We start from the raw sequence: 23,233 nt of genomic DNA on the forward strand, positions 1-23,233 counted from the left end.
GATTAAACCGGGAAATCTCCCAACCCAACCATATGGCTGATGGGAGCATCGATCGCTTGTAATCAGGCTCAGTGGGCTGCCGAGGCGAGGGCCTTGGCGCGGGTCTGGAGCTTCTGCTGCCGCTGCTTCTCGGACGGGCTGGTCTGAGGGGCGTCATCGGCCTCTGCCTGAGCCTCGGCGACGATCTCGGCGGAGAGTTCCTCGGTCGGGATGGCCTCGGGGGTCAGGACGGTGAGGTGGTTGTCCTGGACCTGAGCAAACCCGCCATTGACGAAAAAGGTCTTCGAGCTGCCCGAGCTGGCAAAATCGACGCGGAGGGTCGAGAGGCCGAGTTGGGCCATGAGGGGAGCCCGTTTGGCCATGACGCCGAGCTTACCATCGTGGAGCGGGATCGAGGCATAAGCGACCTCCTCGTCAAAGACCTGCTTCTCGGGCGTGATGATGGTGCAGCGGAAGGGATGGATCATGGGTCAAGGACTCCGTAGGGGAACGGTAGTTTAGCGGGTTCGCGGGCGGGTTCCCAGTGGAGCCAGGGCGAGGATAGCGAGAGCGATGATGCTGGCGGGTTCAGGCACGGCGTCGGCAAAGTGGATGTCGTCGAGCCAGACCTGGGCGCCGCTCGGGCCGTCGTAGGTCAGGCTAAGAGTGACGTGATCGAGGCCGAGCCAGGACGGGTCCTCGATCCGGGCATAGCCCTGACGCAGGCCTGGCTCCGGGAGCGTCTCGGGCGCTACGAGGTGACCAAGGTCCAGCGTCCTGCCATCGCGATCGGTGAGTCGGATCGTGAGTGCGCCAGCGGACGTCTGGTGCTCATAAGCGAAGGTCAGGTAGAAGGGGTCCATCGGCGTATCGAGGACCTGGGACACGGTGACGGGAGAGCCGGCGATCATCTGCAGGAGTTCGTCGTTTTCGAGATAGGGGTTGTGGCGGGTGATCGCGGTGCCCCCGCCGGAGTCGACCGACCAGCTCCCGAGGCCGTTGCGGAAGTCGGGATCGGTGATCTGCAGGGCTCCGTATGTGGCGAAGATAATGAAGGGCTCGTAGCCCTTAGTCCCGTTCCATGTCTGGCTGTTGCGGCTGACGAAGCTGGCGCTGTTGTTGAAGCTGTTGGTTGCGTTGCGAAGACAGAGGGAGAGATAGCCGTCTTGCTCCCAGCCCGTCAGACCGGCACCGATATCGAACTCGTACCAGATGCCCGCGTAGCCGGGGCCGATCCATGTGTTGGTGATCACGCGGTTGGTTAGGTAACGACTACGAAAGTCAGAGGGGAAGGGCATCGAGGCTTCGGAGAAGTTATCGTCGTCGTAGTGATAAACGTTGACTTGCGAGGCGGTGTCGTTGTGCCCGCCGTAGAGGTAGAGCTTGGCATCACGAAAGGCCACGGCGGAAGACCAGGAGGTATCGAACTTCATGAGGATTCGTCGGCCGGTGTAGATCTGAGATGGGCCTTCGCCCCACTCGGTATGAAGCGTTGAGCCGGTGGTGCTGTTGCCGACGCCGGAGTATGTGATCGCGCCATCAGCGACGGGCATCAGCTTGCGATCGACGGCAAGACACGGGGTGGTCGAGAGGATGAGGGCGAGCGCAACAACAGCGTGCGTCTGGTTCATAGCGGGCTCCCTTCCGTCAGTAGATTTCTGCTGAGATACAACATCTCGATGGCCTAAGCAGAGGCTTGGCTCAGCACGTCTATGGATATTTTACTCTTGTTATTAAGCTTGTCCGTAGGGGAGTTCACTTAGCCCGCAAGTGTGTGGGATCTGCAGGACGAAAAACCCCTGCTCGGTCCGTGCTCAAGCGTTAAGTCTGGCCTAAATCAGGCTATTGCTTCTTCGCCATACAGAACTTTCGCCAGATACTGGCCGGTGTACGACTCCGGGTTCTCGGCGACTTCCTCCGGGGTGCCGGTGGCGATGATGGTTCCGCCGGCGGCACCGCCTTCGGGGCCTAGGTCGATGATGTGGTCGGCGGCTTTGATGATGTCGAGGTTGTGCTCGATGACCAGGACGGTGTGGCCGTCATCGGCAATCGTCTGCAGGACGTGGAGCAGGCGTTCGACGTCGGCGAAGTGGAGGCCGGTGGTGGGCTCATCCAGAACGTAGAGGGTGTGGCCGTTGGGGCGTTTGCCAAGCTCGGTGGCAAGTTTGACGCGCTGCGCCTCGCCGCCAGAGAGGGTGGTCGAGGCCTGGCCTAATTGGAGGTAGGAGAGGCCAACGTCGTTGAGGGCGGTGAGCAATCGTTTCACATCGGGGAAGGCGTCGAAGAAGGCGAGGGCGTCTTCGATGGTCATGTCGAGCACATCGGCGATGTGCTTGCCGCGGTACTTGATCTCCAGAGTCTCGCGGTTGTAGCGAGCGCCCTTGCAGGTCTCGCAGGGGACAAAGACATCGGGGAGGAAGTGCATCTCGATGCGCTTGACGCCCTGACCCTGGCAGGCCTCGCAGCGGCCACCTTTGACGTTGAAGGAGAAGCGACCGGGTTTGTAGCCGCGGGCCTTGGCTTCGCGGGTCTGGGTGAAGAGGTTGCGGATGGCATCGAAGACGCCGGTGTACGTCGCCGGGTTGGATCGCGGCGTGCGGCCAATCGGCGACTGATCGACCTCGATGATTCGCTCGACCTTGTCGGCCCCTTTGATCCGTTTGTGGGCACCGGGTTTATCGCGTGAACCCAGGACCTCACGCTTGACGCCCTTGAGAAAGATCTCGTTGACGAGCGTGGACTTGCCGGAGCCGGAGACGCCAGTGACGACCACCAGCCCGTGCAGCGGGAAGGCTACATCGATGGTCTTGAGGTTGTTCTCCGAAGCGCCGTAGACGGTGATGGCGTCGGTGGTGGTCGAGAGGACCCGGCGTTCCTCGGGTGTGGGGATCTCGCGGGTGCCAGCGAGGTACTGACCGGTGAGTGACTTGGGGTCGGCGGCGACCTCATCGGGCGTGCCTTGGCTAACGATCTGCCCGCCGTGGCGTCCGGGTCCGGGGCCGATGTCGATCAGTCGGTCAGCCGAGCGGATCGTGTCCTCATCGTGCTCGACAACCAGTACGGTGTTGCCGATGGACGTGAGTCTGCGGAGGGTGGCGATGAGACGATCGTTGTCTCGCTGATGCAGGCCAATGGTGGGCTCATCGAGGACGTAGCAGCAGCCGACGAGCCCGGAGCCGACCTGCGTGGCGAGTCGGATGCGCTGAGACTCGCCGCCCGAGAGCGTGCCGGTGGTGCGCGAGAGGGAGAGGTAGTTCAGACCAACGGACATCATGAAGCCGAGACGTGATCGTATTTCCTTGAGGATCGGCTCGGCGATGGCGGTCTGTTCGTTGTTGAGGATCAGGTGCTCGAAGAAGCCGGAGGCCTCGTCGATCGTCATGGCGACCACGTCCTGGATGTTGATCAGGCGTCGAGGTTCCGCTGGCGGGTCGCCGGGGTTGACAAAGGTGTTCTCATCGGTGCCAAAGCTCCCTACCTGACCAGCCTCGGGCAAGGCATGGAGGAACACGTGCATGGCCTCGGTGCGGAGTCGCCCGCCACGGCAGGTCTGGCAGGGCTTCTCGGATTGGTAGCTGTGCAGCCGGGATTTCACGAACTCGGAGTCGGTGGTCTCCCAGCGGCGTTGGAGATTGGGCACGACGCCCTCGAAGTGGGTGTTGTACTTCTCCTCATCCTTGGGTGTCGTGCCATTCATCAGGATGGCGCGGATGGCTTTGGGCAGTTTGTTGAAGGGGGTGTCGATATCGACATCGAAGTCTTTGCAGAAACGGCGCGTGGTGCGGCTGTAGTAGATGTTCATGCGCACGCCGTTCTTGCGCCAGGGTTGGATAGCGCCGTTGGCGAGCGAAAGCGACTGGTCAGGAACGATGAGGTCGGGGTCGAACTCGAGGATGTTGCCCAGGCCATTGCAGGTCGGGCAGGCACCGTAGGGCGAGTTGAACGAGAACAGTCGGGGCTCGAGCGCTTCCAGCGAGCACTCGGGGTGAATCGGACAGGCGTGCTTCTCGCTGAACAGAGCATCTTCCCACCCCCCCGCCCCCCCCACACCCCCTAGGCCCTCTGCTCCGCCGGTCAGATCGGGCGTCTCGATCGAGAGAATCACCAGGCCTTCGGCGAGGCCGAGGGAGAGTTCGATCGAATCGGCCAGGCGGGTGCGTGTCGTCGCCTCGGCTTCTTCATCGGACTTGCGGATGACGATGCGATCGACCACAGCGTCGATCGAGTGCGCCTGATACCGCGAGGTCTTGGTCGTGAAGGGCGTGCCGTCCTTGGACTCGGTGATCTCGCGAAGGTCCATGACCTCGCCATCGACACGGGCGCGGACGAAACCCTGGCGAAGCAGACTCGCGAAGACTTCTTTGTGCTGGCCCTTCTTGCCACGGATCACCGGCGCGAGCGCCATGAGCCTGGTTCCATCGGCGAGGTTAAGGGCGTGGTCGACGATCTGCGTCGCCGACTGCATGGCGATGGGGTGCCCGCAGGCGGGGTCATCGGGAGAATCACGGTGCCAGCAGCGGGCCTCGCCGGCACGCGCGAGCAGCAGCCGGAGGTAGTCGTAGATCTCGGTCGTCGTCGCGACAGTCGACCGCGGGTTGTGCGAGGCAGAGCGTTGCTCGATGGCGATCGTGGGCGGGAGGCCTTCGATCGATTCGACATCGGGCTTCTGGAGTTGATCGAGGAACTGGCGGGCGTACGCCGAGAGCGACTCCATGTACTTCCGCTGGCCTTCGGCGTAGATGGTGTCAAAGGCGAGCGTCGATTTGCCGGAGCCCGATAGCCCCGTAATCACCACGAGCTGGTCGCGAGGAATATCGATGTCAATGTGCTTGAGGTTGTGCTCGCGAGCGCCGCGGATGGCGATGACAGGGGATGAGGCGTTGTCGGTGGGCATGGGCGGAGTATAGGACGGCGTGAAGGCTTCTCGGGGCACGATGATTACTGAGACTTTGGGCGGGAATTAAGACGGGCCCGCGTCTCCTTGCGGATCGCAGGCCCGTGCGGGGGGGGGCTAGATTTGGCTCTGCGTCAGAGCGTTGCTGAAGTATACGGCAAAAGTGACATAAAGCGAGCCCGTTTGATGGCCTGGGACAGAAGTCTTTGCTCGCGGGCGGTCAGGCCGGTTTTTTTGCGGGACTGGATCTTGCCGTTGGGGGTCAGAAAACGGCGGAGATCATCGGCTCGCTTGTAGTCGATGTGCAGGGTGCCATTCGAGGACCTGGCGGTGACCTGAACGCGGGCACCGGGTGTGAAGGATCGAAAATCTGCCATAGTCGTGTTCTCCGTCGTGGTTTGTAGCCCCTCGTTGCATCAAAGGGGCGACGGTTTCGAGCTAAGCACTATAGCAGGAGCCAAGTGAGGGGGAAAGCCGGTCATTCAGAAGGGCCGGATTCTCGATGATTGAAAGCTTTATCTTTATCGATGACAGATATTTACACGATTTCAAGGGGTGGTTTGTCGGCTTTGCTGATGAGCACCTCAAGCGACTCGGGCACGAGGTCGAGGATGCGTCGGCGGTAGGTGGGGAGATAGCAGCGTTCGGTCTGGGTGTGGCCAGCAAGGATGAGCCCGATCCCCTTGGAGGTGGCGTCCAGAGCGTCGTGGTGGCGAACTTCGCCGGTGAAAAAGACATCAATGTCGCCTGCTTCGGGGATCAGGCTGGCACCCGCTCCGGCACAGAGGCCCACCCTACGGATGGACCCGCTCCTGGCGGGTCGATGAACCTTCAAATAAGGCTGTTTGAGGCCCTTGCGCAGGCGTTCGACGATTTTTGAGAAGGACATCACCCGTTTTAACTCCAAAACACGGCCCTGTCCGGCGAGGGCGGGGGTGTCCGGCGCGGGTTCGAGCTCAATGATGTCGAAAGCGGGTTCCTCGTAGGGGTGAACAGCCCTCAGCAGGCCGACCGCTGGCTCGATCAGGTGTCGCGGGACGACGATCTCCATGCGGATCTCGTGGACCCGTTCGAGATTGCCGGGGACGCCGACGGCGGGTTGGCTGCCCGGCATCGGCCTGAACGTGCCGTGGCCGGCGTGCACAAATGAGCACGCCTCGTAGTTGCCAATGACGCCAGCCCCGATGGTCGAGAGCGCATTGCGGAGGCGGTCCTCGCTGGATTCCGGAATGAACGTGACGAGCTTGACGTGCTTCTGAGCGTTGAGTTTGGCGGGAAGGATCGGGCGGACACGACCGGTGCCAATGAGAGAGGCAAGAAAATCGTTGAGCCCGTTGGGCGCGGCGTCCAGCGCGGTATGAGGGGAGTAGACCGTGATCCCGGCACGAGCCGCCTGCCAGGCTAACGCGCTCTTGGGGTGATCATTGGTCAGTCGCTCAATCGGTTTAAACAGAGGCGGATGGTAGGCGATGATAAAGTCGGCCTTGACGCTGCGCGCTTCCGCGAGCACCGCGCCGGTCAGATCAATGCAAAGCAGAACGCGTTTGATGCGTGCCGAACGATCCCCGATGTGCAAACCAACCTGATCCCAACTCTCGGCCAGCGTCGGTGGGGCGATCTGCTCAAGTGATTGGATAAGGGCGTCAGCTTTCATGCACCTGAGAATACGGCGGGCCACGGGATTTTGCAGGCGATCACGCGAGTGGTCGATGACTGGTTAGTGGAACAGCGGCTTGCGGCCCCTCTCGGAAGTACGTCTATGAGCAGTGTTCTCGATCGTGAGACATCAACGGTTCGGGTGGGTGCGATGACGCCCGCGATCGTCGAAGAGCGGGTTCGACTCGGCGCCCGGCTACTTAAGGCCGCTCAGGACCGACTCGAAGCGCGCGAGGAGCTGAACCTGGTCACCGCATCGGCTCTGGATGATGCGAGGACCCGGCTGGCGGCGGCGGAGAAGCGCGTGGCAGAACAGGCCAAGGCGTTGGATACAGAGAAGCAGCGGAGAGTCAATGAGAACGAGGCGCTCAAACAGGCACTGGGCATCCTGACTCAGCAGTTGGCATCGTCGGAGAGGGCGATGCAGCAACTGCAGAGACGGGTGGACCTCCAGGACCGGCACCTGTCAGAACTCAGCACCGCCCTGATCAAACTCGAGTCGCGGCCTGCGGCGATGCCTCCGGTGGAGGTAGACCCAGGGATGGTGGCCAAGGTGGTTGAGCAACCGCTGACGCTCGAGACCCAGACCACAGTCACGCAAGCTGGAACCGACCAGAAGCGACCGGTCTACGGCAAGCTCCTCGCGCAACTCCGTCAACAGGTCCAAGAGCCCGCAGAGACCACTGCCGAGCGGCCCAGCGCAGCCTGATCGCCCACGTATTCAGTAACTGATGGGGGTCGGAGCCAACGCCTTGGTGAGCTGCCGTAGGGCCTGCTTGATGCGCTGCTCGTTCTCGACAAGCGCGAGTCGGACGTAGCCTTCACCGCGCGGACCGAATGCCGCACCGGGGGTCATCGCAACCTCGGCATCGTGAACCATGGCCAGACACAGTTCATTCGTTGAGTTGCTGTACGCGGCCAGATGCTCGGGATTGACCTTGGCCCAGACAAACATCGTGGCACGCGGGCTCTCCACTTGCCAGCCGAGCTTGCGTAGGCCCGCGACCAGGATGTCACGGCGTTTGCCGTAAACCTCGTTCTGCTTCTGGATGTGCTCGTCGCCCGAGCGCATGGCGATGATCGCCGCGATCTGCACCGCTTGGAAAATGCCGTAGTCGTAGTAACCCTTGATCGTTGAGAGCGCCTTGATCATCTGGGCGTTGCCGCAGCAAAAACCGATACGCCATCCAGCCATGTTGTAGGGCTTCGAGAGGGTCGAGAACTCGACGCCATACGCCTTGGCGTTGGCGGCCTGGAGGTAACTCGGAGCTTTGTAGCCGTTGAAGGTGGTCTCGCCGTAGGCGAAGTCGTGCAGGACCATCACCTGATGTCGCTCGGCGAGTTCGACCACGCGATCGAAGAAATCGGGCTCGACCGTCAGAGTCGTCGGGTTGTGCGGGTAGTTGAGGATCACGACCTTGGGCTGAGGCGTCAGCGTGTCGAGGACGTTGTGGATGCGATCAAGGAATGCCTGGTCGTTGCCGAGAGGCACGGTCACCGTAGACCCCCCCGCCAGGACCACGGCGTAGGTATGAATCTGAAACGCTGGGTCGGCGACGACCGCGATGTCACCCGCCCCAAGCAAGGCCAGACACATATGGCTAAAGCCTTCTTTGGAGCCGATCGTGGCGATGACCTCGTGGTCGGGATCAAGCTCGACGCCCCAGTTCCGCTGGTACTTGAGGGCCATATCCCGGCGGAGGTTGTAGATGCCAGCGGAGGCTGAGTAACGCGAGTTGCGCGGGTCGGTCACCGCCTCGCGGATCTTGTCCACAACAGCATCGGGGGGCGCATCGGAGGGATTGCCCATGTTCAGATCGATGATGTCAGCGCCCGCCTTGCGGTGCTCATAAATCATCGATTTGAGCTGACCAAGGATGTACGGCGGCAGACGGTGGATGCGGTCTGCGGGCTGGATGTCCATAGATTTCTCCGGTGTCGGAGGGATTGTAGTGACTCGTTCGCTATCGGATGTTTCCAGCAGGGCGCGTAGACAACAACACGGCCTGCGCCGGTGTGCCGGGGCGAGGTGTTCTAGAAGTCGTCAAGGCAGTTGCAGGCTGGTGAGCTGCTCCCGCTGGCGTTGCCAAGCGTCGGTGAGTCGCGGGTCGAGGGTGATGACATCGGTCGAGGTGAGAATGACACGAGCCAGCTCGCGCATCCGCAGGTTCTCGGCGCGACCGCGGACCTCTGCGGCGAGCTGCTCACGAACGCTCGCCAAAGGCTGGAGTTCGGTCTCGACGGTTCGCTCGAAGCGCAGGATGGCGTAGCCGGTTTCGAGGGCGAGGATGTCGGACAGACCGGCAGGTCGGCCCGGCAGACCACGCAATCCGGCGCGGATGGCTTCGGGCAACGCGGGGTCAAGCGGGCTGAGGGGTTCAAGCAACCCGCCCCGGGCTGCGGAAGGGTCGGTGGAAAACTCTCCGGCGAGCGAAGCGAAGCTGACCCCTTCGGCCAGTTGTTCCATCACGTCCGAAGCCTGGGCGAGCGTGTCCGTGGTGATGAGTCGGGCCTGGACGCGATCGCCAAAACGCAGGTCATACGCCCGCTGAATCGCCTCATCAGAAACCGTCACGTCCGAAGCAACCAGAGCCCGCAGACCTGCCGAGCGACGGAGCAATCCCTCAAAACCAGACGCATCAAGCCCTCGCCGCTCCCGAAGATCATCCAGCAGGCGGGCGGCCTCATCGGGATTGTCAGAGAGCGCATCAAGCAGCCGCTGACGCTCCGCGTCGAGCGTCGCGGAGGTAAGACTCAGATTGTTGTTCCGCAGCCGGGTCGTGATACCCCGCTCAAGAACGAGGTCTGCGAGTGCCGCCGCACGATCCGCAGGCGGAATCGCCTCGTAGAGCTGGCTCTCGCTGATCCGCTCCGCAGCGACATAGGCGACCAGCTTGGACCTGCCATCCCTTGACGGGACGCTGCCAGTGCCGCTCGCCAAAGGGCTCAGACTCGCGCTCTGACACGCGGGGAGAAAGCCAAGCGAGAGAAGGACCCAGACATAGCGCATCGGCATCATTTTTCACGTTCGTTAGAGGTTTACGGCATCGGAAGATGCTCTTCCAGGGCGTCAAGAATCTGATCAGGCTTGAGATTGGCCGCGAGGATCACACCGTCGGGATCAACAATCCAGGTCGAAGGAAACCGACGAACGCCATAGTCATCATCAGCCTTGGTGAAACGGACCCCGCCAAGCAACAGCTCGGGCCAGGGGATCTTGTTCTTCCTGACGTACCCCAGACGACTCCCCTTGTCCTCGTTGATGACAAGACTGAGGATGACCAGATCGGGGTAGCGCCTCGGGATTCTCCACTCGTTGAGCATGGCCTGATCCAACTCCGTACAGGTGCGGTCGTGTGAGTGCGTGAAGGTCATCAGAACATACTTGCCTCGATGATCCGAGAGCTTGCCACGCGTGCCCGTGGTGTACCAGGCATTGATCTCGGGAGCCTCGTCGCCAGGGCCGACCTTGGGCTGGGTCGAGGCGACCTCGACCGGGAATACGCCGAGGTCGATAACCCCGTCGGAAGAGTGATCGGGAATGGTCAACTCGAGTTGGGTGCTGAGCAGTTGCTCCTGATGGTCGCTGCCATAGCTCATGATGGAGGCGTGCATCGTTCCCTGACCCGGCGCGGCATCGGGGATGTAGAAATGGCCATCTTCATCGAGTAAGTAGACCTGAACGTGTCGAGTCGGCCTCGACTGGCTGGCGTTGCGCTGGCGGGCCTCAACCCACGCCCTGCCCTCATCGGTCGCCATCCACTGCTGGCGTTCTGCCAGACCCATCGCGCGAACGTGCTCGGGGATGCCTGAGTCGCGCTGCTGAGGAGGATACCTGATGTACATGCTTGTGTGGTAACGGCCATCATCCGGCAGCGGACTCGAGAACTCCAGTCGGCCCATGGCAGGCCGCTTAGGCCGGACGGTCAACTCGACCGAGCCGCCGGGCTCGAGCATCGGTCGATCCGGTAGGACATACAGGTGACCCGTCGACCCTAAGGGGGAAGGCACCGCCGACATCATCTGCAGCCGGCCTTTGGGAAGCCGCTCCGCGAGGAAGACGCTCGGCGTGACGGGATCGATGTGCTGCTGGAGCTGAAGGACGCTCGGTGCCCCGGATTCCTGATGGTCGATGGTCGAAGTAAACCACATGCCCTCGACCTCGTAACCCTCCGGGAACAGTCGATTCTCGACATGCGCACGAGCCCACGGCTCGATCGTGAGTGTTAGGTCGTCGGCCCCGGTCGACCACTGGGTGATGATGCCGTCATCGGTCCGAGCCAGAACCCAGAAGCCGGAGTCCGGCAACTCAGCCGGCAAGGCGAAACGGTGGCGGTCCGGGGGGCGGTCCGGGTCGAGTTCGATCAGAATCTGACCCATGTCATGTGACTGCATACGGAGGGTTTCGTCCCTGAGATAGACCCTGAAGTTGCTCGGCTTCAACATCCGCTGGCGCTCGTCCTCGAGCATCTGCTCGGGGATGTTGGCGCCGCGGTAGCGTTGCTTAAGTTCGGCCTCGACCTGTTTCTCATCGATATCAAAGTAGGCCAGGAAGACGTAGGCGTTGGCCGCGGGGCGCCCGTCAGGCGTGAGGACGCTAATCGTCTGCGCCGACACATGGCCAACGATCAGCAGAGAGGCCATCAGGGCGAGGGCGAAGAATCGATAGAGCATTCGAGGTCCCCTGAAAGGTGTCGCCAGCTGGACTGATTATCTGCTTGGGCCAAGCCGGATACAAGCCCGGCTTCTGGAATCGCCTAGAATCCCAGCCTAGGAGGTCCACCGATCGTGACCCAGCGGATTTACATGGACAACGCCGCCACCAGCTTCCCCAAGCCGCCCGCAGTCGCCGAGGCGATGACGCGCTTTGCGACGCAGATCGGAGCGAGTCCCGGACGGGGAGCTTACGCCGAGGCTCAGGAGGCGGGCGCACTGATGCGCGTCTGCCGGGAGAGGATCAACCAGTTGATCCACGGCGAGAACCCCGACCACATCGTCTTCACGCTCAACACGACCGACGCTTTGAACCTCGGGATTCGCGGGATGGTCAGATCGGGCGATCACGTCATCACGACCTGGCTGGATCACAACTCCGTTCTCCGACCCCTGAACCGACTCGAAGCCGATGGCCTGATCGAGCAGACACGCGTGACCTGCGATCCGATGACGGGCCTGGTCGATCCCGAAGACATCCGCCAGGCGATGCGTAAGAACACCAGACTCGTCGCCGTCGTCCATGGCTCGAACGTGACCGGAACCGTTCAGCCAATCGGAGTGATCGGCAAACTCTGCCGCGAGCTAGCGGTCCCACTCCTCGTCGATGCCGCCCAGACCGTGGGCCACCTGCCGATCGACGTGCAGGCCGACTGCATCGACCTGCTCGCCTTCCCCGGCCACAAGGGTCTGCTCGGCCCGCTTGGCACAGGCGGGCTCTACATCCGGCCCGGTCTCGAAAAAGTCCTGCGCACCGTGCGCGAGGGCGGGACCGGATCGGTCTCAGAACTGGACGTCCAGCCGGAGTTCATGCCCGACAAGTACGAGCCCGGCAGCCACAACGCCATCGGACTCATCGGCCTATCCGAAGGCGTGGCCTGGCTGCTCTCAAAGGGCGTGGCAAACCTCTGGGCTCACGAGCAGTCACTGGTCAGCGTCATGGTCGAGGGCCTCAGCGCCGCAGAGACCTCAGGCGTCCATGTCTACGGCCCACGAGGCGTTGCCAAGCGATGCGGGGTCTTTAGCGTCCGCGTGGACGGCTACAACCAGCCACAATCGCTCTCGGATGCACTCGAAGAGCGCTACGGGGTCCTGACCCGATCGGGTATCCATTGCGCCCCCCTCGCGCACCAGACCGTCGGGACCCACGAGTTGGGCGGGACGACACGACTCAGCTTCGGGCCATATTTATCGGTCCAGGACGTGAAATACGCCTGCGATGCCCTCTTCGAGCTGGCTGAGAAGCGAGCGGGCGTCGTCGCCTAAACGGATTCTCGGGACAAGCCCCGTTCGTCGAGCCCCGCGAGCCTCTGGTCGATAAACAGAGCGTGGCGCACCAACCCACCACCTCCGTCTGCTTCCTCGCCAGCGATGGCGTCTACGACTGGGCCATCGCCCTGCTCGAAAGCCTCAAGGCCAACAGCCCCAGCGTCCGCAAGGTGCTGATCCCATACAAAGACGACATCGATCGACTACTCACTGCGCAAGCGCGTTACGACTTCGAGGTCATGGACGATCCACGGCTGGCCGAACTCGAACGGATCGGCCGCCTGTTCGGCGAACACCGGTTTGTGCGGAACTTCAAAAAACTCGCGGCCTTCTTCGGCCCTTGCGATGTCAATGTTTTCCTCGACGCCGACGTCGTCGTCCTTGACGACCTGACACGGCTCACGACAGCCATGGCGGAACAAAACTGCCAGTTCTCATACTTCGATCAGAGCCGCAACTGGGTCTACAACACCTGGTCGTTCATCGAGAAGATGGAAGCCGAATACGGATCAGGCTTGTTTAACTCCGGAGCCTGGGCGGTTGGGCGCAATGCACTATGCATCGAACGCATCGATGAACTGACACGAGAGGCCCTGACCCTCCGCGATGAGATGTACCCGGGCTATGATCAATCCGTACCGAACTACTGCGTCGATCGGGGCGGGCTACGACCAAAAGCAGTCGCCGACCTCTTGCCGGAGTACGCGCAGAGCCATCGGCCGCTCCACAAACGCATGGTCTACCAGGACCGCATGGGCTCGTATCGCATGAAAGATCGGCGATCGACGGCGGAAGGCCAGCGTGTCATGCTGCTGCACTGGGCAGGCTCGGGACTACACCCGTTCATGCCGATGCGGTCAACGTTCCTGAACTACCGGCTCGCTGGGGCTCGACCCCTTGATCGGCTGGGTTACTTCTCCCGTGTCTGGTCACGCCTGCCGGGTGATCGCTGGAACGCCTGGCGAAAACGCAACACCTACCCCTCCCGGCAAAGACCAACCCCCGTCTGATTAATCAATCAACCGGATGCTGTTGGCTGACAGGTCCCAGGTTGATTCCGGACGACCCAGACGCCGCAGGACTTCCTGTGCCTCCGGACGGACCGCGGTCAGAACACGAGTGTAGGTCTCGCGGGTCCATCCCGGACGCTCGTTAATCGGCTGCTTGAGGATCGATCGCGCCGCACGAATCATCGACCTCGGCGTGTGATCAGCAACCCAACGAAAACCCGGAAGACGTCGCAGAAAAGACGCCGTATGCGTGTCCACCGTGTGACGCACCGAGACATTGCGCGGACGATCATCGGGCGGCGAAAACTCAGGATCAACACCAAGAAAAGCAAGCGTCCTCGCCAGCGTTTCCCTAGGCTTGGCTTCCAGGTCGTCCAGCAGCAACAGCAGAACCCGATCGTCATCAACGTAGCGACGATACGGGTCCAGCTGCCGAGCGTAGCAGGCCCCATCGATCAGATAAGAACAACGATGGATCGCGCGATTGAACTCGTGCGGGACCTGCTTCCCGGACACCTTGCGCCGCTGAAAGAACATCGACTCGATCTGCTGCAACGGATGGCGCACGATATAAATCAGCTTCGCCTCGGGCAATGTCTCAGCAATGCGCTCGGCGACGCCGGGATAACTCGAACGCATCGTGTAGGTGACCGACGCTTCCCCGCAGATCGAACCAGCAGGAGCCTCCGAGAACAGGTCGGCGTACCACCCCAGACCACGCTCGTGGTGATGCGAGAAAAACCAAGGCTCCTTCACCCTCGGCAGGAAGACCTCAGGATGCTGGCCCAGCAGATGCCAGAGCGTCGTTGTCCCGGACTTGGCCGCACCGATGATCAAAAAATCTGGCAAACGGAACTGCGTCTCGATCCGGCAAGTTGGATTAGTGTCGAAATTAGTCATCGCGGGATCAGGCCGCCAGGGCAACCGACTCCCGATGTGGTTCCAGGGAACTCGCGAGCTGGTGAAGCCTGTCAAAATAGGCTTCCGCCTCAGGCCGCAAGCCCCCCCGCAAGGTGCTGTCGATCGCCGTCGCCATCGACCTCAGACCGTTCACTCGGTCAGCGGAGAGATTCAATAGACGAACCCGGCGGCCAAGAATCGTGGCATGCTGATCCACGATGTCAGCAGCTTCAAGGCTTCCGGAAACACCCGAAGCCTCAAGCAGAAACGGGATGAGCGGGGTCGTCATGTTCGCCGGAGCCGTGTAATCCGGACTCCGAAGTAGCTGCTGGCTCTGACAGATCATCTGCGTGGCATGAACGATCGCCCCGGATTCGACCGGCACCAGATCGGTGACCGCACGCGCCTGAAGAGCGTGGAACGTGTCGAGATCAACCGTTCGGTCATACAGCCGTGATCGCTGATTGAAGACATCGATCGGCCGCGCGTTGCGGCGAACCCACGCCGCATCGAACATCATCTCCCAGGTGCCGACCAGACCATCAGACGCCAGGACGGGCGGGTGACTGTAACGCTCCACGCCCAGGAACTGAGTATCGCTCTCACGGATCAGCCGATGCCGCTGCGCCAGAAACTCCGGATCGAGAAGAAACGCGTCGAAGTCGTGGAGCATGGCGTGCCGACTCTGCACCCGCGCAAGCCCAAGGCACCATGATGCCCACGAAAAACACTTGGACCAGCCGATCCCGTGAAGCGCCGCCGCCTGAATCGGGTTGTAACCCACCAGGCGAAGCGGTAGATGAGCAAACCGCTCGACCAACGGCTCCAGCGTCGATCGCACCTTCGACAACGAGGTATCAAAAACTAGGATGATGTCTTCGAGGCCGGACCGGTTCTGGGCGTCGATCAGTTGCAGCTGAAGGTTCAGCAGCGGGGCCAGCGGCCGCGTCACCCCGATGATCATCGAGTAGCCCAGTCGAGGCGCATCGATCGGCTTCCAACGAATCAGCGGCCGCAGTGCAGCCCGCGTGGCAGTCCATCGGACCCGCTGAGCCAGTGGGGTGACGAGATGAGGTGGCATGAAGGTCTCGCTAACCGGGTGTGTCGATCCCATCGACTCAGCAGGACCCTCCCGGACAACCGCTCATCAAGGGACCGGTAATCACGGCCCTGTGAAGGTAGACCGGGCAAGCGGATTGGACGTTAAGGGCTAAGCGGATCGTGCCGACGATTCGGGTTGTAGGGGCCTTGGCTGCGCGTGTGCCGCAGCACCGGCCCCAAGCCTGAAAGGGCGATCGTGAAGCAGTTCCTGTTGATGAGTCTGCTCGTGCTCCTCACGGCGATGGCCGGAATGGTCTCGCCGTTCTGGCCGCTACTGCTCTACTACGGATTCGCCGTGATGCGGCCCCAGGCCCTCTGGAACTGGGCCCTGCCCATGGACATCCGCTGGTCGTTGGTCGCCGCAGGGCTCCTGTTCCTCAGCGTGCTCGTGCATCTCTCAGGCATCTTCACCCGAGCACGGCTGACACCCATGCTCCTCTGCCTCCTGGGCTTTAGCCTGCTCCTGGTGATGGGCACACTCACCGCCTACGACGTCAATCGTGCTCAGACCTGGGGCACCGAATACGCCAAGGTCCTGCTCGTCGCCCTGCTGGCCATGCTCGTCATCGATCGTCTCTGGCAACTCCGTGTGATGGGCTTCATGATCCTGATCACCGTGGGGTACGTCGCCTACACCTTTAACAGTTTCTACTTCTTCGAGGGCTACCGACTCGACATCTTCCATCACGGCTACGCCGGTCTGGATAACAACGGCGCAGGCCTGATGATGGCCATGGGCGTGCCCCTCGCCTACGCGTTCGTCATGGGCGCTGGCGGGCCAAGCCGCCTCTGGCTACGACTGCTGGCTGCCGGCGCTGGCCTGCTGATGCTCCACGCCACCATGCTCAGCTACTCGCGTGGTGCCATGCTCGCGGGCTGCGCTGGACTCGCCTGGCTGGCTTGGAAGCACACGCCTCGCTGGCAGGCCGCCGGTGTCGGCACCGCCTTGGTCTTCGCCCTCGCCGTGATGGCCGGTCCCGAGATCCGGACCGAGTTCTTGTCCGTCCAGGACTACGAGACCGACTCATCAGCACAGTCACGCTTCGTGACATGGTCCGCTGCCTGGGCCATCGCCATGGATCACCCTCTATTGGGCACGGGCATCCGAAACTCGCCCATGCTCATGCAGAACTACGGCACCGCGATGGTCGAGCGAACCGTGCACAACCAGTACCTCCAGATCGCCGCCGACTCCGGAATCCCCGCTCTGGCGCTATACCTCGCCATCGCGTTCATCGCCTTCCGAAACCTTGGCCGCACCGCCAAACGCGCTGAGATCACCTCTCGCGATCCATCCCTCGATAAGAGGGTCCAGTGCGAACTCCAGCAATCGTCATCGATCTGCATCGGCTTGCAGGGCAGCCTCGTCATGTTCCTCGTAGGCGGGGTCTTCCTCTCACTCGAAGTCTTCGAGTTCGCCTGGCTCCTGATCGCGCTGGGAGCTGTCGCGCCCGTCGCACTCGAAAACAGACTTGCATCAGCTCGGCAAGCCAAGGCTCAGACGCCACAACCCGAAATCATCAACAAACCCCTCAACGAACCCTGGCCGGGCAACCTCCGGCTGCGCGGAGCCTGATCCATGACCGCCATCGCGATTGACCTCGACGCAGGACTCGCACGGATCGTCAAGCGCACCGGCGCCTGGCGGCAGCGCCTCCGCAAGACATGGCGCGTCCTCGGTGCCGTCGGCGCGGGCATCGACATCTTCGCCAAAGGTGTCTACCACCTCTACCGCAACCATCGGTACTACACCTTTGCCAAACTCATCAACATGGCTCTAGTCGAGCTCCAGTTCAAGCTCAAAACCGAGGTTGTCTGGGGACGCCCCTACCGGATGAAGATCGAGTCCACCAACATCTGCAACACCAAGTGCCAGCTCTGCCCCACCGGCATCGGCCTCGAAGGCCGCGACAAGGGCAAGATGAACACCGTCAAGTACAAGAAACTCGTCGACGAACTCAAGTGGCACCTCACCACACTCGACCTCTCGATGTGGGGCGACCCCCTGATCGTCCCCGACATCTACGACATGATCCGCTACGCCCACGATCGCGGCGTGTGGACCTACATCAGCTCCAACCTCCACGCCTTCAAGATCGACCCCAAAAAAGGCGAAACCAAAGACCAGGCCACCAAACTCGTCGAGTCCGGCCTCGACCTGATGACCTGCTCCCTCCACGCAGCCACCCAGGAAACCTTCGCGATCTACCAGCCCGGCAAGTCCCTCGCCGACACCGTCGACAAGGTCCGCCACATCATCAAAACCCGCGACGCCATGGGCTCCAAAACCCCCTACCTCCAGCTCAACTTCGTCGTCACCAAATACAACCAGCACGAACGCGCCGCCTTCCAGAAACTCGCCGATGAACTCGGCTGCAAGGCCGTCTTCTCCACGCCCTCCCTCAACATCCGCTTCCAGTCCCGCGACCAGCAGCTCGTGCCCCTGGGTCTCGACGACGACCTGCTCGAGACCCGCATCCGCTCCCACATCCAAAAGTGGCTCCCCGAAGAAGACGAGTACGCCCTCGAACCCTACCGCGACCTCCTCGATGGCAAACCCCTCGACGAGGACCGCTTCAACGGCGACAAGATCTTCAACTGCGACTGGCCCTGGCGACAATCCGTCATTAACTGGGACGGCGAAGTCGTCACCTGCTGCGGGTCCTTCGATCCCGTCGAGGACATGGGCAACGTCTTCGACCAGGGCTTCTCCAAGGTCTGGAACGGCCCACGCTACCGCGCCGCACGACGCAGCTTCACAAAGAAAGTCACCGGCGACGACGCCGAGGGCAACGCCTGCGCCACCTGCCCCGGCTTCATGCTCTGACCAAGAAGGACGCGATGCGACTCTCCAACCGCCCCACCGTCCTCCACGTCCGCGTCCTCGCCGACCACGGCGGAGGCCCCGACAAAACCATCCTCCGCTCCATGAGCTACCTCAAGGCCGCCGGCTACCGCGCCGCCGCCGCCTACATCCACCCCCCCGAACACGACGGCATCCTCACCATCCTCGGCCACGCCCGCACCGCAAAAGCCTCGGTCTTCCCCATCCCCGACCGCGGCGCCCTCGATGTCTCCACCACCTTCCGACTTGCCCAACTCTGCCACGACCTGGGCGTCAAAGTCTGGCACGCCCACGATTACAAATCCGAAGCCATCGGACTCATGATCAAGTCCGTCCTCCCGATGCGCCTCGTCTCCACCCTCCACGGCTACGTCCACGCCGACCGCAAGGCCCAGCTCTACTACGAAATCGGCCGCCAGTGCCTCCGCGGCTACGACCACGTCCTCGCCGTCAGCCCCGACCTTGTCGAACCCGCCCAACGCGCCGGCGTCGCCCCCGACCGCATCACCTACGTCCCCAACGCCATCGAACTCGACCGCTTCACCCGCACCCGCACGACCGAACAGGCCAAAGCCGACCTCGGCATCCCCAAGAACCGCCTGGTCCTCGGTACCGTCGCCCGGCTTTCCGGCGAAAAACGAATCGACCGCTCCATCACCCTCCTCGCACAACTCCAACAAGCCGGCCACGACGCCGAGTTAAGAATCATCGGTGACGGCCCCGAACGCCAGGCGCTTGAGGAGCAAGCACGAGCTTTAGGCGTGGGGGGGGTCATGTTCCAGGGCTGGTCCACCCACCCCGCCAAACAGATGGAAGCCATGGACCTCCTCCTGCTCCCCTCCGACATGGAAGGCCTCCCCAACGCCCTCCTCGAAGCCATGGCCCTCGGCGTGCCCGTCGCAGCAACCTCGGTGGGGGGGGTCCCCGACCTCCTCGACCACGGCAACGCCGGCCTCCTCCTCAACACCCCCCCCGAAACCTGGCCCGACCGCCTCACACCCCTCCTCACCAACCCCGACGCCCGCGCCGCGCTGGCCCGCACCGCCCGCCACCGAATCGAAGACCACTTCACCTTCGACCACCGCATGCGCAAGGTCATCACGATCTACGACGGGCTGCTGGGACGATCAAATAAGCTCGCAGCCTGATAGACCATCATTGTTGTGACCCAAAGTTCACATGGATCGCATCAATAGTTCTCCTGAGCTCCTTTCGGATCTCAACTGGTCGATCTAAACGAAATCGCTCGGGGCTTTCAGAAAGACATTTCTCCACGAGCTTTGAGAAGTGGTAGAGAGCCCCTTTACAGTATTCTTGAATCGCCCGCCTGTCTGAAGCAGAGAATCTTGCAATATTAATATGCGCTGCACCCGATTGATTTCTTAGGTATATAGCTGGTATAAAGTACTTTTCAATTTCTTCATTATACCCCATTTCTTCGAGGCCAATACGAGCTGATTCTGCGGATCCATGACTACTATCGATAAGAAACAAGACGTCTAGTATTTTGCAGTACTGGATAATTACTTCAGCCAGAAATTCAGACGGCGACTTCCTGCAATCCATTAATCTCTTTGCTGTATGGAGGTATGCCACAACATTCGACAGTCTCTCGTATCCAGGCATAGTTGTTATCTCAAGCATCTTTCATGAATCTTGGATCGAACAGACATGCTCTTCTCTCGTGGTGATAAGGAGATTCATTGTAAACGGATGTACGCCCCAACCAAACTCTGTATCGTTTAGATACCCGCTAAATTCATCTGCATAAACAGCCTGAGGTGATCTAATTGACATAATTTGAGTCAAGTAGTAGTAAATTGCGTTGCAATATTGATGAATCTGCTCGTATGAGGTTGACTTGAATCTAACTATTAGCTTATTACCTTTTAGTGAGAATGATGCTCCGTAAACAGATAGATCTAAACGAACTTCTTTAAACCACTCTTCATTTAATTCAGACTCATAGCATCCAGTTAAGTCATGGTAGCTACAGCTGGCGGCTTTACTCTGATAGGCAAGCGTTCCGCCGCGTGTTGATGCGCCAAAGTATTGCGCTGGCTGCAATCGAAACTCAAGACGACACTCTGCTGGAAGATCTGGCAAACGATCGCTGTCGCGCGGAATCAATGCCCTATTCTCGAATCTGTATGCATCCATGTGAGACCCAGATTATGCCAGTGCAATGCAACGATCGCATTTCTACGGGCTAAGTTGATTTAATAGTGTTGTTACTTTATTCTTGCTTTTATGCTCGCCCAACTCCACTCCTTCGTCCTCCAAGGCATCGACCCCCTCCCCTGCGAAGTCGAGGTCGATGTCGCCGAGGAAGGACTCCCCAAGACCATCATCGTCGGACTCCCCGACGCCGCCGTCAAGGAATCCCTCGAACGCGTCCGCGCCGCCATCAACAACTCCGGCTACCCCTTCCCCGTCGCCCGACTCCTCGTCAACCTCGCCCCCGCCCACATCCGCAAGGAAGGCCCCGCCTACGACCTGCCCATGGCCCTCGGCCTTCTCCTCGCCGGCGGGGTCATCACCGGCCGCAAGCACCGCTCCCTCATGGTCGCCGGCGAACTCGCCCTCGACGGCCGCGTCCGCCGCATCTCCGGGGCCATCAACCTCGCCATCCTCGCCGAAAAACTCGGCATGCAAGGCGTCATCGTCCCCGCCGAAAACGCCCGCGAAGCCGCCGCCGCCGGCGGAGTCCCCGTCTACCCCGCCGACTCCCTCGCCTCCGTCGTCTCCTTCCTTAATGACATCCACGAGATCGAACCCGAACCCGCCGTCGACATCGAAACCCTCCTCGGCCGCGCCACCCCCGCCGTCGATTTCGCCGAGATCAAAGGCCAGGAAGCCGCCAAACGCGCCATGACCGTCGCCGCCGCTGGAGCCCACAACCTCCTCATGCTCGGACCCGCCGGCACCGGCAAATCCATGATGTCCAAGGCCCTGCCCGGCATCCTCCCACCCCTCACCCGCGAGGAAGCCCTCGAAATCACCCGCATCTACTCCGCCGTCGGCCAGATCCCCGCAGGCCAGTCCCTCGTCACCCGCCGACCCGTCCGCACCCCCCACCACACCGCCTCAGGCGTCGCCCTCGTCGGCGGCGGAACCGTCCCGCGACCCGGGGAGATCTCCCTCGCCCACCATGGCGTCCTCTTCCTCGACGAAGCCGCCGAGTTCCCCCGGCCCGTCCTCGAAACCCTCCGACAACCCCTCGAAGACGGCGTCGTCACCATCACCCGCGTCAACGCCTCCATCCGATTCCCCGCTCGATTCATGCTCCTCGCCGCCATGAACCCCACACCCGCTGGCGGAACCCCCGACTCCTTCGCCGGCGAACAAGCCATGAAACGCTACCTCGGCCGCATCTCCGGCCCCCTCCTCGACCGCGTCGACCTCCACGTCGAAGTCCCGCCCGTGCCCTTCGGCGAACTCACCGGAAAACGCACCGGCACCGACACCGACACCATGCGCCACCAAGTCCTCACCGCCCGCAACCTCCAGCACCAGCGCAACGGCAGACTCCGCCCCAACGCCGCCCTCCCCGGCAAAGACCTCGACCGCCACGCCCACCTCGAACCCCCCGCCATGGAACTCCTCAAACAGGCCATGACCGAACTCGGCCTCTCAGCCCGAGCCTACGACCGCATCCGCCGCGTCGCCCGAACCATCGCCGACCTCGAAACCTCCGAGACCGTCGAACCCCACCACATCGCCGAAGCCATCCAATACCGCCTCCTCGACAGAAAAGGCCTTGTCCACGCGGGGAGATGAAACATGGATATTCATGAGTCGCTAGTCTTTGACTGCATGTCCGGAAAAGACCATTACCGCCAGTGATGTCAGAGAAAACCGTGATCTGCTCAACAAAATACCCATGATTCGACTCACCGGAAGCATTGATGTTGATGCAGATGTAAGTAATGGTTACAGCGACTTTGATGTTTACATAAACAACTGACTCACCACCACCTCAACAACCGCATCGAATCCGTCCCCACCCCTGGCAGCGACCGCCGCCTCAGTGTGTACACCGGGATATGTGGCGGGCAGAACGTCCGCAGCGGCAACGCGATCTCACCCAGCCCCCGCGAGATCGCGATCTGACTCTCCCGATGACGGAGCAACCCCGACGTCAGCGACTTCGGCAGGTCACACGAGTTCAGCAGCGCATACCCCGGGTGCGGCCGACACTGCCCCCCGTGCGTGTGCCCGCAGAAGATCAGGTCCGCCCCCAGGTCCGCCACCGCCGGAGCGTGCGACGGGTTGTGCACCAGCCCCAAACGCACCGCGGGTTTCCGCTCCGGCTCACGATCCAGCGCCACCGCCACCGCGTCCAGACCCGAGTTGGTGATCCCGTCGAGACCAAACACCTCGATCCCCAGCGCCCCCAGATACACCGACCGGTTCCGCAGCCAGGTGATCGGCAGACCCGCCAGCCGCTCAGCCAGATCAAACGTGTCGTGATTCCCGAACACCCCGAACTGCCCGTACCGAGGCTTCAGCGACGACACCAACCGGCTCATCACCTCCGCCGCCGCGTCCTCATCCCCGACATGAGACATGTAATCGCCCGTGTAGACGATCAGGTCCAGCCGCAGCCGCGTCAGCCGATCCAGAATCGTCCGATGCCGATCCCGAGGCCGCCGGATATGCAGGTCCGACAAGTGGGCGATCCTCAGCCCGTCCAGCGACTCCGGCAGAGTCGGCAGGGCTAGCTCGCAAGCGTCAAGAAGGCCGGATCCAGGGGGCAAGAGTCGCTCCGATGAGGAAATAGGGCTCGAATCCACCAGACTAACGCCAGCCACCAAAAAAGGTTCCTTGTCGGGCCTCACCACCCGGCTTATCCTTATACGGAGA

20 protein-coding genes are annotated in these 23,233 nt (G+C 61.6%); 7 read left to right on the forward strand and 13 right to left on the reverse strand.

What is annotated here, in order from left to right:
* Positions 1 to 68: 68 nt before the first annotated feature.
* The 5 genes from RIG82_13570 to RIG82_13590 all read right to left on the reverse strand — a co-directional run bounded on the left by RIG82_13570 (position 69) and on the right by RIG82_13590 (position 6,527).
* Positions 69 to 467: a F0F1 ATP synthase subunit epsilon gene (locus tag RIG82_13570; protein ID MEQ9461972.1), complete on the reverse strand. Its 399-nt coding sequence runs from the start codon at positions 465 to 467 to the stop codon at positions 69 to 71.
* Between the two features lie 30 nt (positions 468 to 497).
* Positions 498 to 1,610, reverse strand: coding sequence for a hypothetical protein (locus RIG82_13575; GenBank protein ID MEQ9461973.1), 1,113 nt, complete (start codon positions 1,608 to 1,610; stop codon positions 498 to 500).
* A gap of 206 nt (positions 1,611 to 1,816) precedes the next feature.
* On the reverse strand, positions 1,817 to 4,873 hold the full coding sequence (uvrA, locus tag RIG82_13580; GenBank protein ID MEQ9461974.1) for an excinuclease ABC subunit UvrA: 3,057 nt from the start codon (positions 4,871 to 4,873) through the stop codon (positions 1,817 to 1,819).
* Between the two features lie 134 nt (positions 4,874 to 5,007).
* Positions 5,008 to 5,250 carry a 30S ribosomal protein S18 gene (gene rpsR, locus RIG82_13585; GenBank protein MEQ9461975.1) on the reverse strand — a complete coding sequence of 81 codons (243 nt, stop codon included), beginning with the start codon at positions 5,248 to 5,250 and terminating at the stop codon, positions 5,008 to 5,010.
* 161 nt (positions 5,251 to 5,411) lie between these two features.
* Complete coding sequence (locus RIG82_13590) at positions 5,412 to 6,527, reverse strand: Nif3-like dinuclear metal center hexameric protein (protein MEQ9461976.1); 1,116 nt, start codon at positions 6,525 to 6,527, stop codon at positions 5,412 to 5,414.
* A gap of 105 nt (positions 6,528 to 6,632) precedes the next feature.
* On the opposite strand from RIG82_13590, the gene RIG82_13595 reads away from it, so the two are divergent.
* Positions 6,633 to 7,238: a hypothetical protein gene (locus RIG82_13595; protein MEQ9461977.1), complete on the forward strand. Its 606-nt coding sequence runs from the start codon at positions 6,633 to 6,635 to the stop codon at positions 7,236 to 7,238.
* Between the two features lie 12 nt (positions 7,239 to 7,250).
* Here RIG82_13595 and RIG82_13600 read toward each other — a convergent pair whose 3' ends face one another.
* From RIG82_13600 to RIG82_13610, 3 genes are all read right to left on the reverse strand, one after another.
* Entirely contained in the window at positions 7,251 to 8,453 is a 1,203-nt protein-coding gene (locus tag RIG82_13600; protein ID MEQ9461978.1) for an aminotransferase class I/II-fold pyridoxal phosphate-dependent enzyme, read from the reverse strand.
* Between the two features lie 120 nt (positions 8,454 to 8,573).
* Positions 8,574 to 9,539: a hypothetical protein gene (locus RIG82_13605; protein MEQ9461979.1), complete on the reverse strand. Its 966-nt coding sequence runs from the start codon at positions 9,537 to 9,539 to the stop codon at positions 8,574 to 8,576.
* A 29-nt stretch (positions 9,540 to 9,568) separates the two neighbouring features.
* Positions 9,569 to 11,203 (reverse strand): hypothetical protein, encoded by a 1,635-nt coding sequence (locus tag RIG82_13610; GenBank protein ID MEQ9461980.1) that lies wholly within the window; start codon positions 11,201 to 11,203, stop codon positions 9,569 to 9,571.
* Positions 11,204 to 11,317: 114 nt separating this feature from the next.
* Between RIG82_13610 and RIG82_13615 the strand changes: the two genes are divergently transcribed.
* Both RIG82_13615 and RIG82_13620 read left to right on the forward strand, forming a co-directional pair.
* Positions 11,318 to 12,508: an aminotransferase class V-fold PLP-dependent enzyme gene (locus RIG82_13615; protein ID MEQ9461981.1), complete on the forward strand. Its 1,191-nt coding sequence runs from the start codon at positions 11,318 to 11,320 to the stop codon at positions 12,506 to 12,508.
* A 62-nt stretch (positions 12,509 to 12,570) separates the two neighbouring features.
* Complete coding sequence (locus RIG82_13620) at positions 12,571 to 13,521, forward strand: hypothetical protein (protein MEQ9461982.1); 951 nt, start codon at positions 12,571 to 12,573, stop codon at positions 13,519 to 13,521.
* Here RIG82_13620 and RIG82_13625 read toward each other — a convergent pair whose 3' ends face one another.
* Together RIG82_13625 and RIG82_13630 are read right to left on the reverse strand one after the other, a co-directional pair.
* Positions 13,522 to 14,421, reverse strand: a complete 900-nt coding sequence (locus tag RIG82_13625) for a sulfotransferase (protein MEQ9461983.1) — start codon at positions 14,419 to 14,421, stop codon at positions 13,522 to 13,524.
* 7 nt (positions 14,422 to 14,428) lie between these two features.
* Entirely contained in the window at positions 14,429 to 15,502 is a 1,074-nt protein-coding gene (locus RIG82_13630) for a hypothetical protein (GenBank protein MEQ9461984.1), read from the reverse strand.
* A 216-nt stretch (positions 15,503 to 15,718) separates the two neighbouring features.
* On the opposite strand from RIG82_13630, the gene RIG82_13635 reads away from it, so the two are divergent.
* Genes RIG82_13635 through RIG82_13645 form a run of 3 tightly spaced genes read left to right on the forward strand, consistent with a single transcriptional unit; the run spans position 15,719 to position 19,515 of the window.
* Entirely contained in the window at positions 15,719 to 17,098 is a 1,380-nt protein-coding gene (locus RIG82_13635; protein MEQ9461985.1) for an O-antigen ligase family protein, read from the forward strand.
* Positions 17,099 to 17,101: 3 nt separating this feature from the next.
* Positions 17,102 to 18,349, forward strand: coding sequence for a radical SAM protein (locus RIG82_13640; GenBank protein ID MEQ9461986.1), 1,248 nt, complete (start codon positions 17,102 to 17,104; stop codon positions 18,347 to 18,349).
* A gap of 14 nt (positions 18,350 to 18,363) precedes the next feature.
* Entirely contained in the window at positions 18,364 to 19,515 is a 1,152-nt protein-coding gene (locus RIG82_13645) for a glycosyltransferase (protein ID MEQ9461987.1), read from the forward strand.
* Positions 19,516 to 19,522: 7 nt separating this feature from the next.
* Here the strand turns inward: RIG82_13645 and RIG82_13650 are convergent, their stop codons facing one another.
* On the reverse strand, positions 19,523 to 20,011 hold the full coding sequence (locus RIG82_13650) for a hypothetical protein (protein ID MEQ9461988.1): 489 nt from the start codon (positions 20,009 to 20,011) through the stop codon (positions 19,523 to 19,525).
* Positions 20,012 to 20,014: 3 nt separating this feature from the next.
* Positions 20,015 to 20,497 (reverse strand): hypothetical protein, encoded by a 483-nt coding sequence (locus RIG82_13655; protein ID MEQ9461989.1) that lies wholly within the window; start codon positions 20,495 to 20,497, stop codon positions 20,015 to 20,017.
* A 120-nt stretch (positions 20,498 to 20,617) separates the two neighbouring features.
* Between RIG82_13655 and RIG82_13660 the strand changes: the two genes are divergently transcribed.
* Positions 20,618 to 22,147: a YifB family Mg chelatase-like AAA ATPase gene (locus tag RIG82_13660; protein MEQ9461990.1), complete on the forward strand. Its 1,530-nt coding sequence runs from the start codon at positions 20,618 to 20,620 to the stop codon at positions 22,145 to 22,147.
* Between the two features lie 188 nt (positions 22,148 to 22,335).
* Here the strand turns inward: RIG82_13660 and RIG82_13665 are convergent, their stop codons facing one another.
* Positions 22,336 to 23,127, reverse strand: coding sequence for a metallophosphoesterase (locus RIG82_13665; protein ID MEQ9461991.1), 792 nt, complete (start codon positions 23,125 to 23,127; stop codon positions 22,336 to 22,338).
* Positions 23,128 to 23,233: the final 106 nt, after the last annotated feature.

Source organism: Phycisphaeraceae bacterium (assembly GCA_040222855.1).
Lineage (GTDB): Bacteria > Planctomycetota > Phycisphaerae > Phycisphaerales > Phycisphaeraceae > Mucisphaera.

Bases quoted from the DNA above. Each gene is read 5' to 3' on its own strand.
- RIG82_13605 (MEQ9461979.1), bottom strand. From the start codon at position 9,539: ATGCGCTATGTCTGGGTCCTTCTCTCGCTTGGCTTTCTCCCCGCGTGT.
- rpsR (MEQ9461975.1), bottom strand. From the start codon at position 5,250: ATGGCAGATTTTCGATCCTTCACACCCGGTGCCCGCGTTCAGGTCACC.
- RIG82_13630 (MEQ9461984.1), bottom strand. From the start codon at position 15,502: ATGCCACCTCATCTCGTCACCCCACTGGCTCAGCGGGTCCGATGGACT.
- RIG82_13570 (MEQ9461972.1), bottom strand. From the start codon at position 467: ATGATCCATCCCTTCCGCTGCACCATCATCACGCCCGAGAAGCAGGTC.
- RIG82_13610 (MEQ9461980.1), bottom strand. From the start codon at position 11,203: ATGCTCTATCGATTCTTCGCCCTCGCCCTGATGGCCTCTCTGCTGATC.
- RIG82_13595 (MEQ9461977.1), top strand. From the start codon at position 6,633: ATGAGCAGTGTTCTCGATCGTGAGACATCAACGGTTCGGGTGGGTGCG.
- RIG82_13590 (MEQ9461976.1), bottom strand. From the start codon at position 6,527: ATGAAAGCTGACGCCCTTATCCAATCACTTGAGCAGATCGCCCCACCG.
- RIG82_13645 (MEQ9461987.1), top strand. From the start codon at position 18,364: ATGCGACTCTCCAACCGCCCCACCGTCCTCCACGTCCGCGTCCTCGCC.
- RIG82_13660 (MEQ9461990.1), top strand. From the start codon at position 20,618: ATGCTCGCCCAACTCCACTCCTTCGTCCTCCAAGGCATCGACCCCCTC.
- RIG82_13640 (MEQ9461986.1), top strand. From the start codon at position 17,102: ATGACCGCCATCGCGATTGACCTCGACGCAGGACTCGCACGGATCGTC.
- RIG82_13575 (MEQ9461973.1), bottom strand. From the start codon at position 1,610: ATGAACCAGACGCACGCTGTTGTTGCGCTCGCCCTCATCCTCTCGACC.
- uvrA (MEQ9461974.1), bottom strand. From the start codon at position 4,873: ATGCCCACCGACAACGCCTCATCCCCTGTCATCGCCATCCGCGGCGCT.
- RIG82_13650 (MEQ9461988.1), bottom strand. From the start codon at position 20,011: ATGCTTGAGATAACAACTATGCCTGGATACGAGAGACTGTCGAATGTT.
- RIG82_13625 (MEQ9461983.1), bottom strand. From the start codon at position 14,421: ATGACTAATTTCGACACTAATCCAACTTGCCGGATCGAGACGCAGTTC.
- RIG82_13600 (MEQ9461978.1), bottom strand. From the start codon at position 8,453: ATGGACATCCAGCCCGCAGACCGCATCCACCGTCTGCCGCCGTACATC.